Below are 14,245 nucleotides of genomic sequence, written 5' to 3'. Positions count from 1 at the left end.
TGCCAATTATGAATAAACGTATATACACGCTTATGATTAGTTTTTTTATCATAGGTATGATGCAAAATGCAATCGCGTCTCCTGCGCAAACAAAATCGGTCAGAGAGTTGATCAAACTAAGTGATCTCGAAAATGTTTTGAGCACGTCACTAGATGAAATGCAGCCCACGCTTGATCTCGAAGCAGAAAATATTTTATTACGTGTTCTCGGTAAAGAAAAGCTAAACACTACTCAAGAATATCTTGCAGTCATCGAACTTAGCCAGCTACTTAAAGACACTAGCTCAAAAGTATACGCTCGCCCTGAAACCTTACAAGCAATTGAAAAAATTTATACAGAGACTTTAACTGAAGAAGAAATACAGGCTTATTTAAAGTTTTTAAGAACGCCCGAAGGAAAATCAATCAACCAAAAGAACTTAAAAATCGGCACCCATGTTTTTCAATACATGAATAATTTAAGTCAACAAACTTTAAGTGATCCTGAACAAAGTTTACAAATAAAAGAGCAGTTTCTTACTATTATTAAACCTTTGATTCAACAACAATAATACTGCTCATTAATCGAATTACCAAGTCAAAGGATTCCACAATTTAAATGGTTTGACTAAATGGACTTCTGATTTTTCATCATACTTGGCTGGTTTCAGTTCTTGCGGTTTAGAGCGAACTTTACCGGATGCATCTTGTGCCACAAAGTTATAACTTGACGATTTTAAGCGAGTAAAAGCGATTTCCTGATGTGCTACTTTATCTGGAGTTAGCATAAATGGACCCGTATGCTCACTCCGTGCAATCTTATTTTCTTCATCATATTTAATAAAATAGGTTTGTGCAGCATCTACAGTGAAATCTAAATATTTTGGTTTTTGAAAGTGCAATCCAGCCAAAGGACGACTCACACTCAAACGATAAGTTCCGGCTGGCAGTTCCACCCAGTAATAATGATTATGCAATAAACTCGGAATACGATGACCGTTAATAAATAAGTTTGCCGCCGCGATCTCTTGACGATTCCAACGCGTATCAGGTCGATATAAATATACCACCGCTGCTTGTTCATTTTGTGGCTTAATTGGTGCGTAATATTGACCTAGTTTTTGATTGACCCAACCACCTACAGTGAAACCACCCACATGATATTGATCAAAGATGCCAGGTTCTTTTTCTGTATCAACTGGTGGTAAAGTTGCGGTGAGTGCTGTTGGTTTTTCTTCCACTGTCTTATGACTTTGACAGCCAGCCAATACCCCTGCACAACATAATGACAATATTAAATAACGCATGACATCCCTCAAGGCGTTTTCTTCGATTTATTTTTAACAGCGCAAAACTATGCGAATTTTTTAACTTTTTAAAGATTAACATTTCAATGCTTAATTGCAAATAAAAAAAGCATGAAAAGCCTAGCCTTTCATGCTTTTTTAGATGAATGAGAATTAAGCTGATTTCGAATCAACCACCTTCAAATCCTTCTTTTCAACCAATTCTGGCGTACCCACTTGTGGTAAACGTTCAGATTTAAATGTTGGTTTAGCCGTGCCGTTAATCACAGCAGCATCAACAATTACCGTACCCACATCAGTACGACTTGGTAAATCATACATGGTTTCAAGCAATACATTCTCTAAGATGGAACGTAGACCACGTGCGCCTGTATTTCGCTCAAGCGCTTTCTTCGCCACGGCACGTAATGCAGATTCATCAAAAACAAGGTCTACATTTTCCATGGTAAAGAGATATTGGTACTGACGAGTTAATGCATTTTTAGGCTCTGTCAGAATCTGCATTAATGCATCTTCATCCAGCTCTTCTAAAGTTGCAATCACTGGCAAACGACCAATAAACTCAGGAATTAAACCAAACTTCACCAGATCTGTCGCTTCAACTTGACGGAATAATTCAGAGACTTTCTTACTGTCATCTTTATTCTTCACATCGGCAGTGAAACCAATTCCACCTTTCTCTTGGCGTTGCTGTACGATTTTTTCCAAACCAGAGAATGCACCACCACAAATAAATAAAATATTTGCAGTATCAATCTGAATGAACTCTTGCTGAGGATGCTTACGGCCGCCCTGCGGTGGAATAGAAGCAACTGTACCTTCAATCATTTTTAATAATGCTTGTTGTACACCTTCACCAGAGACATCACGAGTAATCGATGGATTTTCCGATTTACGGGTAATCTTATCGATCTCATCAATATAGATAATACCTTTCTGCGCTTTCTCGACGTCATAGTCTGCTTTTTGCAATAACTTTTGTACGATGTTTTCAACATCTTCACCCACATAACCAGCTTCAGTTAAAGTGGTTGCATCAGCCATCGCAAATGGAACATCTAATAAACGCGCAAGGGTTTGCGCAAGTAAAGTTTTACCTGAACCTGTTGGACCAATCAGCAAGATATTACTTTTTGCAATCTCAATTTCATGATGACCGTGATTCGATTGACCGACTTTCAAACGCTTGTAGTGATTATACACCGCTACAGACAATGTTTTCTTAGCAACATCTTGTCCAATCACATATTGGTCTAAGGCAGCACGTATTTCGTGTGGTTTCGGCAACTCTTTAGATGCCCAATCACCCGCCTCAACTTGTTGACTTGTTTGCACTAAGTCTAAGCAGACATCTACACACTCATTACAAATATATGCGTCCTCACCTGCAATCAGTTTTCCAACTTCAGATTGCGTTTTACCACAAAATGAACAATGTTTTTGTCCTTGAGGATGTTCGGACATATTTACTCCACAACTTGAATCTTAAAAATTAAGGACGTTTACTCAATACTTGGTCAACCAAGCCGTACTCTTTTGCTGCTTGAGCAGTCATAAAGTTATCACGATCTGTATCACGTGCAACTCGCTCATAGTCTTGACCACTATGCTCGGCCATCAAGCGATTTAAACGCTCTTTGATAAATAAAATTTCACGAGCATGAATTTCAATATCAGATGCTTGACCGCGGAAACCACCTAATGGTTGATGAATCATCACACGTGCATTTTCAAGACAGTAACGTTTACCTTTCGCACCAGCATTCAATAAAAATGCACCCATAGATGCGGCCTGTCCCATACAGTAAGTCACAACATCTGGTTTAATGAACTGCATGGTGTCATAAATCGCCATACCCGCAGTCACAGAACCGCCCGGCGAATTAATATAAAGATGAATGTCTTTCTCTGGATTTTCAGCTTCTAAAAATAGCATTTGCGCAACGATTAAGTTCGCCATGTTATCTTCAACTTCACCAGTCAAGAAAATCACTCGTTCACGCAATAAACGTGAGAAAATATCAAACGAACGCTCACCACGTGAAGACTGTTCAACGACAACAGGAACTAAAGCATTTTCAATTGTTGGAACATACATATGTTTATTTATTCCTAAATTATTGTGACTCGATCATGCCAACAATATGAGGGATAATCGACTAAATTGCAAAAGGTTCAACCCTAAATATTCGACTATTTAGACTAAAATCTGGTAATTCCTAAACAAATTAACACTTTCATAACACGGATAAAAAAAGGCGCATTAAGCGCCTTTCTTCTGAACTTTTAAAAGATTAGCCACGGCGAGCTTGTTGTTCTTTCAATAAGTCTTCATAACTTACTGCAACATCACTTACTTTAGCAGCAGCTAAAATGTGATCAACAACTTGATCTTCTAAAACAACAGCTTCGATTTGAGCACGTTGTTGTTTGTCATTTTTGAAGTATTCAACAACTTCAGTTGGGTCTTCATAAGAAGAAGCCATTTCGTCGATGTAAGCTTCAACACGTGCTTGATCAACTTCAAGTTTAGCATCAGCCAATACTTTGCTTACTAACACGCCAAGTTTTACTGATTTTTCAGCTTGCTCTTTGAACAATTCATCTGGAAGCATGCTGCTATCAAATGCGCCTGCACCTTGAGCACCAAACTGCTGAGTGAATTGTTGAATCATTTGTTGACGTTGACGGTCAATTTCTTGAGCAACCATAGAAGTTGGAACTTCAATTTCATTTGCAGCGACAAGTGCATCGAATGCAGCTTGTTTAACTTGATTACGAAGACCAGTACGCACTTCACGTTCCATATTCTTACGAACGTCAGCTTTTAACTTTTCTACGCCTTCTTCTTCAGTTAAACCGAAGATTTTTAAGAATTCAGCATCAATCTCTGGAAGTTTTTGTTTTTCAACAAGTTTCACAGTGATTTTAAACTGAGCCGCTTTACCAGCTAAGTTTTCAGCTTGATAGTCTTCTGGGAAAGTAACATCAATTACTTTCTCTTCGCCTTTCTTCATGCCAATAATACCGTCTTCAAAGCCAGGAATCATACGACCTGAACCTAGAACAAGTTTAAAGTCTTCAGCCGCACCGCCTTCGAACTTTTCACCATCAACAGTACCTTCGAAATCGAAAGTTACTTGCATGTCTTTCTTCGCCATGCCTTTAGTTTCAGCCCAAGAAGCACGTTGTTTTTGCAAGTTTTCAATCATCACATCAACATCTGCATCGTTGATTTCTGATGATTTACGTTCAACTTCTAAGTCAGCAAAAGCTTTCACTTCAACTTCTGGATACACTTCTACAGTCGCTTCAAAAACTAATGCATCGTCTTTGTTTTCAACTTTATCAATGTTCGGCATACCAACTGCATTGATTTTTTCTTGCTGAATTGCTTCGAATACAGTGTCACGAATGATGTCATTCACAACTTCTTGATAAATGCTTGCACCATATTCACGGCGCACAACATTCAAAGGCACTTTACCTGGACGGAAGCCGTTGATCTTCACAGTTTTGGCAGTGCGTTGTAAGCGAGCTTCAAATTGCTCGTTAACACGGCTCGTCGGTACAGAAACATTTAAACGACGGGCAACGCCCGAAACCGCTTCAGTCGTTACTTGCATGGCTTCCTCGATATATTAGTTAGTAATAACAATTTTTAAAGTGCCACATTATATGACAACTTTGCTGATATACAAAATCGGATAATTAAAATTCTCTTTTTTAATTTCAATCAGAAAAATTTCCAAAATTTAATTACCTATAATTTTTTTCAAAAACAATCAACTCAGTTTAGAAAAATTATTTTAATCAATAAATACAATATCTTAATTAAACCAATCATTCTTTCCATTTTTTATATTAAAATAAATCGCTAATATCAATACAAATAATAAAATATATTTATCAAAAACTTAGGACAATATCACCCTTTTCACACAAGATAAAGCCATTGATAACGATAATAGTTATCATTAGACTTCACACAAATTGTTACACAGCTTAACAATCCATTCACTTTTACTGCATTTTCGTGAAAGTTTTACAATATCAATAGTTCTGTCATTCACCACTTCAATCCTAGGGGTTTTCTCAATGGCGAAGATTAAAAGTCGTAAACATCTACGCACAACTCAATTAGTTGCACTCGCTGCAAGTTTACCTTTAGCGGGTCATGCTGCGACTAAAGAAGAAAGTGTCGCTAAACTTCCAACGATTGAAGTAAATGCTGAAAATACCTATAAAGCAGAAGCAGTTAGTTCTCCTAAATATACGCAACCTTTAGTTGATACACCTCAAACAATCCAAGTGATTAAAAAAGAACTTTTGCAAGAGCAAGGTGCAGCGTCACTCGTAGAAGCGTTACGTAATACCCCAGGAATTACCTTGCAAATGGGTGAAAATGGTAATACCAGTGCTGGTGATACTTTTCAAATGCGCGGTTTCTCTACTCAAACCTCAACTTATGTAGATGGAATTCGCGATCTTGGTGCAGTCAGCCGTGATGTGTTTAATTTAGAACAAATTGAAATTGTAAAAGGACCTTCTGGCGCTGAAGCTGGTCGTGGTTCCGCTTCAGGTTATATCAACCTTGTCACCAAGTTACCTAAAGCTGAAAATAGTAAAGAAGTTTCTGCGCGCTATAATACTGCTGAAAATGCACGTTTAACTGCTGATATTAATCAGGCGATAAATGACAACGTTGCTATTCGTTTAAATGCAATGGGTCAAGATGGCGGAGTTGAAGGTCGTGATGTTGTTGAAAATAATGGCTGGGCAATTGCACCATCGATTGCTTTCGGTTTGAACACAGACACTCGTTTCTACTTATATTCACAACATGTCCGCCAAAATAATATTCCTGATGGCGGCATTCCAACAATTGGTATGAGAGGCTTTTATGGTTATACCTCTAACTACGCAAACAATAAAAATCTTGCGTTAAGAGATCAAATCCGTGAAGCCATTAATAACTCTGCTGATATGCAGAGAGTGAATAAGGCTTTACAAAATGCGCCTGAGGTTGATCGTAGCAACTTTTATGGAAGCGTAAATGATTATGAAGATATTAGCTCGGATATGATTTCGGCTAAAATCGAAAGTGACTTTAGTGAAAATATCAAATTTACCAATATCTCTAGATTTGGTAAGACAAGCATGAAAAGAGCATTAACTGGAATTAATGCAATTAATGCTCCATCAGTTACAGTTACCGTTAATCCAGATAACAGCTATAGTTACAAATTTAACTATGGGTCATTTGATCCTGATAATAGAGATACATGGGCAATTTCTCGTTCACATCAAGGCGTAGATCAAGAAAATAAAATTCTTGCGAATACATCAACTTTGAATATTAATTTTAAAACTGGTGATATTGAGCATAATCTTGTTACGGGCCTAGAGTTTATACAAGAACAGCAAATTACTCGTACCTTAGCAACTCAAATGCCTGGGCAAACGACTATTACGGCGCCTTCAGCAAATTTGTATAATCCAAATCAATACGATGTAATGCCTGATCTAGTTTATACTGGTGGATATACAGATGGCGAAACAAAAACCGCAGCAGCTTATTTATTTGACACCATCAAATTACTTAATAATCGCTTACAGTTCAATGGCGGCGTGCGTGTAGATTACTACCATACCAATTATGATGCGCTCACACTTCCAAGTGGTGCAAAAGAACTCGTACCAACCAATCTCGTTGCACATGACACATTAGTAAGTTGGAAATTAGGTGGTTTATTTAAACCAACCGAAAATAGTAGCGTTTACGCATCCTATGCTAAATCGTTAACTCCACCAGGAAGTGCAAATTTTAGTTTATCTGATACTGGTGCTAATAGCTCAGTAGCAAAACCACAAGAAACACATCACTATGAAATTGGTGGGAAATGGGATGTGTTAAAAAATAAATTAGCATTAACTGGTGCAGTTTATCATACAGAGAACGAAAACCAGTTTACGCAAGATCCAATTACCAAAGAATCTATTCAAGAAGGTAAAACCCGTGTTCGCGGCGTAGAACTTGGTGCTGTCGGTCAAATTACTGATGCTTGGAACATTTCTTTGGGCGTTGCTCACATGAAAGTGAAGCAAAAAGATCAAATTAGTTTTAATGTAGATAGTGGTGAAAAAACTGTTACCGATTCAGTACGTTGGTCTCCAGATTGGACTGCTTCATTATGGACAACCTATGATATTGCAGGCTTTAAAGTAGGCTTAGGTGCACGCTATGTCGATGAGCAAAAACGTGTGGTTACAGATAGTACTGCGCCAGCAAATATGCCAACAGTTCCATCGTATGTTGTATTTGACGCAATGGCAGGCTATGCATTCAACAAAAATGCATCTGTAAACCTGAATGTTTATAACTTAGCCGACAAAGAATATATCAGTGCTTTAAATAATGGCGGTAGTCGTTTTGTTCTAGGTCAACCACGTTCAGCAGCATTGACGTTTAACTATAAGTTTTAATTAATTATTTAAGTCTTCGGATTGAATAGATAAACACAGCTTGTCAGAAAAGGTATAATTTTCTGGCAGGCTGTTTTTTATTGGGAGGTTTTTAAAATGATGTTGCATGTTCCTGAGGTACTTGACAAACAAACCGTATTAAAACTTCGCCAACAAATGCAACAACCTAATCTATGGATAAATGGTAGCCAAAGTGCTGGCCCACAAGCACAACAAACAAAGAAAAATCTACAAATAGATATCAATTGTGATTTATATCCATCTATGAGTGATTATATTCTAGATGCTTTGCAAAAAAATATGCTGTTGCGTTCAGCAGCTCTTCCACAACATATTTTATCTCCAATGTTTAATTGTTATGAAAATCAAGGTAATTATGGCAATCATGTTGATAGTGCCATTCAATACTCATCAAGAATAGGACAAAGTATCCGCACTGATATCTCAATTACGGTTTTTTTATCTGAACCAGATGAGTACGAAGGTGGTGAACTGATTATTGAGGATACCTATGGTAGCCATGAAGTTAAACTTGATGCAGGCGATGCAATTGTATATCCCTCAACCAGCTTACACAGAGTCGAGCCTGTGACTCAAGGTAGTCGGATTGCCGCATTTACATGGATTCAAAGTATGGTTAAAGATGATTGGCAACGTACTATGCTATTTAATTTAGACATGACCATATTGAAATTAAGACATCAACTTGGGGATTCAGATGAAGTTGTTGCGCTCACAAGTCATTATCATAATTTATTAAGACAGTGGGGCAACTTATAATGGCTGTACAACATATTCTTGCTCCACTCAAAACCATTCCAAATCATATACAAACCATACATGATTATGAGCAACAAGCTTCAAAGCATGTAACAGAAAAAACATGGCATTATTTACAGGGTGGAGCCATGCACGAATTAAGCGTGCAAGAAAATCAATTTCAATTTCAAAACATTCAATTGATTCCTCGACATTTAAATGATTTCACCCAAGCACACACCCAACTGAATTTACTTGGAATTGATTACCCCCACCCTATTTTTTTAGCTCCGATCGGACATCAAGCTTTGTTTCATCCCCAAGCTGAACAAGCCACCGCACTTGCAGCAGAGCTTATGCAAAGTAATTTTGTACTTAGTAATTTTACCAATACTGATTTAAAGCATTTAAACAAAGAAAACCCATACAAATGGTTTCAATTATATTGGCAAGGTCGAGAAACATCTCTGTCGTTAGTCAAACTTGCAGAGCAAAATTTATACAAAGCAATCGTCATCACAATTGATGCCCCACATAGTGGAATACGTGATCGGGAGCGTAAAGTCTTCTTCGAACTACCGACTCAGATGCAACACCCTCACACCTCAAGCTATTTCAAAAAAAGTCAGATTCAAGAAGGAGAACATCCTATTTTTCATGGTTTAATGAAAATAGCACCCAAATGGGAAGATATTGAATGGTTGGTTAGGCATGCAAGTTTACCAATCATTCTTAAAGGAGTACTCCACTCGGCTGATGCAAAAAAAGCTTTGGAATGTGGTGTTGCAGGTCTAATTATTTCAAATCACGGTGGTCGTATTTTAGACACAACTATTCCGCCTTTAATTGCTTTACAAAATATCCGCGCGATTGTTCCCGCTGGTTTTCCTCTTTTATTAGATGGCGGTATCCGTCGTGGTTCCGATATATTCAAAGCAATTGCCTTAGGTGCCAATGCTGTATTAATTGGTCGTCCCTATATTTATGGATTAACAACTGCTGGGGCACTTGGTGTTGCTCATGTCATAAGAATATTAAAAGAAGAGTTTGAAATTACGATGGCACTAATGGGAACAACCAACTTAAACAGCATTAATAGTGATTATATTTTCCAAAAAACAACCATATATAGATAAATATTTCCATCATTTAAATATTTTGTGCAAATTAAGGGATTTTTTTCGAAGATAAACTTATTAAAATACTGGATAGACCTTTGCAGTCGCTTGTATTTTCACCTAGACTGATCATGATTAGGTTATTAAGATAACTGCAAAATTAAATTACCAATGTGAATGGTAGATGATGAAAATTAATTATAGCTTTGCCCATCCGTCATATTCAAATCTTCTCGCTGCTCTGCTGATGCTGCGCCTCGCGCGCGTATAAATTTTCTGCCTAAGTTTTTTAGGCACTCAAGATATAAAGTTTCTTTAAATTGTCCCAAATAGACACCATATATTCAGTAGTAGGTTGCATTTAAATTTCAATTAGCATTCCTACTGCGACAAGGAGTTATCTCATGATGTTGGCAGACCCAAGCAAAAAATACCGCCGTATGTACCAGCGAGTGGATTTACCAGATCGCCAATGGCCGAATAATGAAATCAACCAAGCACCGATTTGGATGAGTACCGATCTTCGTGATGGTAACCAAGCAATTTTTGAACCGATGGATATGGATCAAAAATTAAAAATGTTCCATATGTTGGTTAAAATCGGTTTTAAGCATATCGAAATTGGCTTTCCATCAGCATCTCAGATTGACTTCGATTTTACGCGTAAATTGATTGAAGAAAATTTGATTCCTGATGATGTCTATATCGAAGTTTTAGTGCAAGCACGTGATCATTTGATTGAACGTACTTTTGAAGCTTTAGTTGATGCGAAACGTGCAATTGTTCATATCTATAACTCCAACTCGCCAACGTTCCGTCAAAAAGTATTGAATGTAGATGCAAATGGTGCAAAGAAACTTGCGATTAATGCAGCAAATAAAGTCAAAGAATCTGCTGCGAAATATCCTGCAACAGACTGGATTTTCCAATACAGCCCAGAGTGTTTTTCTGCAACAGAATTAGAAGTTGCCAAAGATGTCTGTGACGCGGTAACAGAAATTTGGGAAGCTTCACCGACCAATAAAGTCATCTTGAACTTACCTGCAACCGTTGAAGTGTCTACACCGAATGTCTATGCCGATCAAATCGAATGGATGCATCGTAACTTGGCGCGTCGTGATGGGGTGATTATCTCAGTTCACTGCCACAATGACCGTGGTTGTGGCATTGCTGCTTCTGAATTAGCGATTATGGCGGGTGCTGACCGTGTTGAAGGTTGCGTGTTTGGTAACGGTGAGCGTACTGGTAACGTCGATGTTGCTGCGATTGCGTTGAATATGTATACCCAAGGTGTCGCGCCAAACTTAGATTTCTCAAACATCAATGAAATCATTGCAACTGTTGAAGAATGTACTGGCTTACCTGTTCACCCTCGTCATCCATACGCAGGTGATTTGGTCTTTACGGCTTTCTCTGGTTCACACCAAGATGCAATCAAAAAAGGCTTTGAGTTCCAGAAAAACGAAGAAATCTGGGATATGCCATACTTACCAATCGATCCGAAAGATTTGGGTCGTGACTATGATGCGGTGATTCGAGTGAATAGCCAATCTGGTAAAGGTGGTATTGCATACTTGTTAGAATCGAATTACAACGTTGCTTTACCACGTCGTGTACAAATCGAGTTCAGTCAGATCGTACAGCAACATACCGATGAAAATGGCACAGAGATCAGTGCACATGAAATTTGGACCTTATTCCAAAATACATATGTCGATGTCAAGAACAGCCATTATCAAACCAAACATTATCAATTATCAGATATCAATGGCACACAAATCATTGAGTTAGATATTGAAATTGATGGTGAAATTCAACGCTTACGTGGTGAAGGTAACGGTCCAATTTCTGCAATGCTTAACGCATTACAATTACCGATCGATGTTGTAAATTATGAAGAACGTAGTATTAGTTCTGGCGCGAATGCTAAAGCGCTTGCCTTGATTGAACTTCAAGTCAAAGGCACTGGTAAAAATGCTTTCGGTGCAGGAATTCATGACAATATTGTAACCTCATCAATCGAAGCGATTATTGCATGTACCAATCGTTTAATTGAACAAGGTGTACTGACAACTGAACAAGTTGCTGCCGCAGCCGTTTAGATAGATGAAATATCATGTAACAGTCAGTAAACCTGAGTTGCAATATCAGAAAAAATGACTTTTGAAAGGATACCTGAATTGGTATCCTTTTATTATTGATAAAAAATTTATACAAGGCGAATCATTCCAGTGTCTTTTCCATCGGATTCAGTGGGTTTAGTCACACCACAAAAATTTCAATTTGAGCAACCATTAGAACTTGAATGTGGACGAGTTTTGCCTCGTTTCGATTTGATGGTTGAAACCTATGGAACACTTAATGCTGATAAATCTAATGCGATTTTAATTTGTCATGCATTATCTGGGCATCACCATGCCGCAGGTTATCATCATCCAGATGATAAAAAAGTAGGATGGTGGGATAGCTGTATCGGTCCTGGTAAAGCGATTGATACCAATCATTTTTTTATTGTTTCACTGAATAACATTGGTGGTTGTAACGGCTCAACAGGCCCTACTTCACCAAATCCTGAAAATGAAAACCGCCCTTATGGTCCAGACTTCCCTCTCGTCACGGTAAGAGATTGGGTAAAAACTCAAGCGATGCTATCTGATCGACTAGGTATAGATGCATGGTATGCCATTATTGGTGGCTCATTAGGTGGTATGCAGGCACTACAATGGTCGTTGGACTATCCTGATCGCTTAAAAAAATGTGTGATCATTGCGAGCGCACCAAAATTATCAGCCCAAAACATTGCCTTCAACGAAGTTGCACGCCAATCCATTTTGTCTGATCCTGATTTTCATCATGGTCGTTATTTAGAAAATGATAGCTATCCAAAGCGTGGTTTGATTTTGGCGCGCATGGTCGGACATATCACCTATTTGTCTGAAGAAGCGATGAAACAAAAATTTGGTCGTGATTTAAAATCAGGCAAGTTTATGTATGGTTTTGATGTCGAATTCCAAGTTGAAAGTTATTTGCGTTACCAAGGCGAACAATTTAGCCGTAATTTTGATGCAAATACTTACTTGATTATGACCAAGGCATTGGATTATTTTGATCCGTCACGTGAATATGAACACTCATTGACGAAAGCGATGAATCAGCCCAAATGTCAATTTTTGGTGATTTCATTTACGACAGATTGGCGTTTTAGTCCAAGCAGATCACAAGAAATCGTGGATGCTTTGATAGATAATCATAAGCCCGTCAGCTATTTAGATATTGATGCTGAGCAAGGTCATGACTCTTTCTTATTCCCTATTCCACTGTATGTGAAAACACTAAGAGCATTTTTAGGTGGTGTACAACAGTTGCAATCGACATCGCAGGAGCTTCACTGATGCGTATAGATCAACAACTCGCTGAAAAATGGATTACCCCGAATACAAGCGTACTCGATTTGGGTTGCGGTGATGGCGAATTACTGGCTCATATGAGCAAACAGCACAATATTCGTGCTTATGGCCTAGAAATTGATCAAGAAAAGATTGCAATTGCGATCAGTCGGGGGTTAAATATTATCCAACAGGACTTAAACTTGGGTTTAAGCCGTTTTGCTGACCAATCTTTTGATTCTGTGGTCATGGCACAAGCTTTGCAAGCTGTAGATGCACCTGATGTATTACTTCGTGATATGGTGCGGGTCGGCAAACAGGCAATTATTACTTTTCCGAACTTCGCGTATTGGAAGACTCGTTCTTTTCTTGCGTTAAAAGGAAAAATGCCTGTTTCGGAAGCTTTACCCTATATGTGGTATAACACCCCGAATATCCATTTATGTACTTTCCGTGACTTTGAAGCCTTATGTGCTGAGAACGGAATTAAAATTATTAATCGACTTGCCGTTAATGGTGACCAACAAGGTAGTGTGCTCAGTAAGCATATGCCGAACCTATTTGGTGAAGTCGCAATTTATCGAGTGAGCGCTCTATGAAAAAGACATTAATCAGCACATTTTTATTTGGTCTGATCAGTATACAAGCGCACGCTGACTATGTTACTCAACCGCAATCGGTTGCAACACAGGCAGCGCGATACTCAGTGATGAGTATTGGTGAATTACAAAGCGCAGCAAAAGCTGGTCAAGCTGGAGCACAATTTTATCTCGCAACACGTTATCAGTATGGTAAAGATGTAGCTAAAGATGAAAAACAAGCTTTTTCTCTGTTTAAAGCAGCAGCAGATCAAGGTATTTCTGCGGCACAGCTCAATGTGGGTCGTATGTATGCAGATGGTATTGGCATTAAAAAAGATGAAGCATTAGCGCGTAAATATTTCGAGAAGGCAGCAAGCCACGGAGATAATCGTGCAAGTTTCAATCTAGCGATGATGGAAGAACAGAAGAAAAACTTTGTTGGTGCATACCAGTGGTATGAGCTTTCAACTCGTGATGGCATGCTTGATACGAAAGTCATTAGTCTTTCTGAAGGTAAGAAAACCGCGTTGGCTGCTAACCTGACTCAAGATCAAATCCGTACCGCACGTGACCGTGCTGATAAATGGATTCAAGCACAATAATCTTATTTAGATCTATTGAGTAATATA

At 38.3% G+C, this 14,245-nt stretch carries 12 protein-coding genes; 8 read left to right on the top strand and 4 right to left on the bottom strand.

Annotation, left to right across the window (positions count from 1 at the left end; all coding sequences use genetic code 11):
- The first annotated feature begins 8 nt into the window (after positions 1-8).
- Positions 9-551 carry a DUF2059 domain-containing protein gene (locus NGC85_RS02565; RefSeq protein WP_254804735.1) on the top strand — a complete coding sequence of 181 codons (543 nt, stop codon included), beginning with the start codon at positions 9-11 and terminating at the stop codon, positions 549-551.
- Positions 552-569: 18 nt separating this feature from the next.
- Here NGC85_RS02565 and NGC85_RS02560 read toward each other — a convergent pair whose 3' ends face one another.
- The 4 genes from NGC85_RS02560 to tig all read right to left on the bottom strand — a co-directional run bounded on the left by NGC85_RS02560 (position 570) and on the right by tig (position 4,912).
- Positions 570-1,286 carry a DUF2846 domain-containing protein gene (locus tag NGC85_RS02560; RefSeq protein WP_254804734.1) on the bottom strand — a complete coding sequence of 239 codons (717 nt, stop codon included), beginning with the start codon at positions 1,284-1,286 and terminating at the stop codon, positions 570-572.
- Positions 1,287-1,439: 153 nt separating this feature from the next.
- Positions 1,440-2,750 carry an ATP-dependent Clp protease ATP-binding subunit ClpX gene (gene clpX / locus NGC85_RS02555; protein WP_005051946.1) on the bottom strand — a complete coding sequence of 437 codons (1,311 nt, stop codon included), beginning with the start codon at positions 2,748-2,750 and terminating at the stop codon, positions 1,440-1,442.
- Between the two features lie 28 nt (positions 2,751-2,778).
- On the bottom strand, positions 2,779-3,384 hold the full coding sequence (gene clpP / locus NGC85_RS02550; RefSeq protein ID WP_005051948.1) for an ATP-dependent Clp endopeptidase proteolytic subunit ClpP: 606 nt from the start codon (positions 3,382-3,384) through the stop codon (positions 2,779-2,781).
- A gap of 196 nt (positions 3,385-3,580) precedes the next feature.
- Positions 3,581-4,912: a trigger factor gene (tig, locus tag NGC85_RS02545; protein ID WP_254804733.1), complete on the bottom strand. Its 1,332-nt coding sequence runs from the start codon at positions 4,910-4,912 to the stop codon at positions 3,581-3,583.
- 472 nt (positions 4,913-5,384) lie between these two features.
- On the opposite strand from tig, the gene NGC85_RS02540 reads away from it, so the two are divergent.
- The 7 genes from NGC85_RS02540 to NGC85_RS02510 all read left to right on the top strand — a co-directional run bounded on the left by NGC85_RS02540 (position 5,385) and on the right by NGC85_RS02510 (position 14,218).
- Positions 5,385-7,772: a catecholate siderophore receptor Fiu gene (locus NGC85_RS02540; RefSeq protein ID WP_254804732.1), complete on the top strand. Its 2,388-nt coding sequence runs from the start codon at positions 5,385-5,387 to the stop codon at positions 7,770-7,772.
- A 96-nt stretch (positions 7,773-7,868) separates the two neighbouring features.
- On the top strand, positions 7,869-8,552 hold the full coding sequence (locus tag NGC85_RS02535) for a Fe2+-dependent dioxygenase (RefSeq protein WP_254804731.1): 684 nt from the start codon (positions 7,869-7,871) through the stop codon (positions 8,550-8,552).
- Positions 8,552-9,667, top strand: a complete 1,116-nt coding sequence (locus NGC85_RS02530) for an alpha-hydroxy acid oxidase (RefSeq protein WP_254804730.1) — start codon at positions 8,552-8,554, stop codon at positions 9,665-9,667. Before NGC85_RS02535 ends, NGC85_RS02530 begins: the two co-directional genes overlap by 1 nt.
- 386 nt (positions 9,668-10,053) lie before the next feature.
- Positions 10,054-11,751 (top strand): 2-isopropylmalate synthase, encoded by a 1,698-nt coding sequence (leuA, locus tag NGC85_RS02525; RefSeq protein ID WP_254804729.1) that lies wholly within the window; start codon positions 10,054-10,056, stop codon positions 11,749-11,751.
- 129 nt (positions 11,752-11,880) lie between these two features.
- Positions 11,881-13,041, top strand: a complete 1,161-nt coding sequence (locus NGC85_RS02520; protein ID WP_005059637.1) for a homoserine O-acetyltransferase — start codon at positions 11,881-11,883, stop codon at positions 13,039-13,041.
- Positions 13,041-13,634, top strand: a complete 594-nt coding sequence (metW, locus tag NGC85_RS02515; protein WP_005051957.1) for a methionine biosynthesis protein MetW — start codon at positions 13,041-13,043, stop codon at positions 13,632-13,634. The genes NGC85_RS02520 and metW overlap by 1 nt, the downstream gene beginning before the upstream one ends.
- The gene (locus NGC85_RS02510; protein ID WP_005051958.1) at positions 13,631-14,218 is read left to right on the top strand and encodes a tetratricopeptide repeat protein; all 588 of its coding nucleotides are present in this window, start codon (positions 13,631-13,633) and stop codon (positions 14,216-14,218) included. Before metW ends, NGC85_RS02510 begins: the two co-directional genes overlap by 4 nt.
- The last annotated feature ends 27 nt before the right edge of the window (positions 14,219-14,245 follow it).

Source organism: Acinetobacter sp. Z1, assembly GCF_024296945.1.
Lineage (GTDB): Bacteria > Pseudomonadota > Gammaproteobacteria > Pseudomonadales > Moraxellaceae > Acinetobacter > Acinetobacter beijerinckii.
The sequence above is the reverse complement of the archived record's forward strand: the minus strand, read 5'-3'. Positions and strand labels throughout refer to the sequence as shown.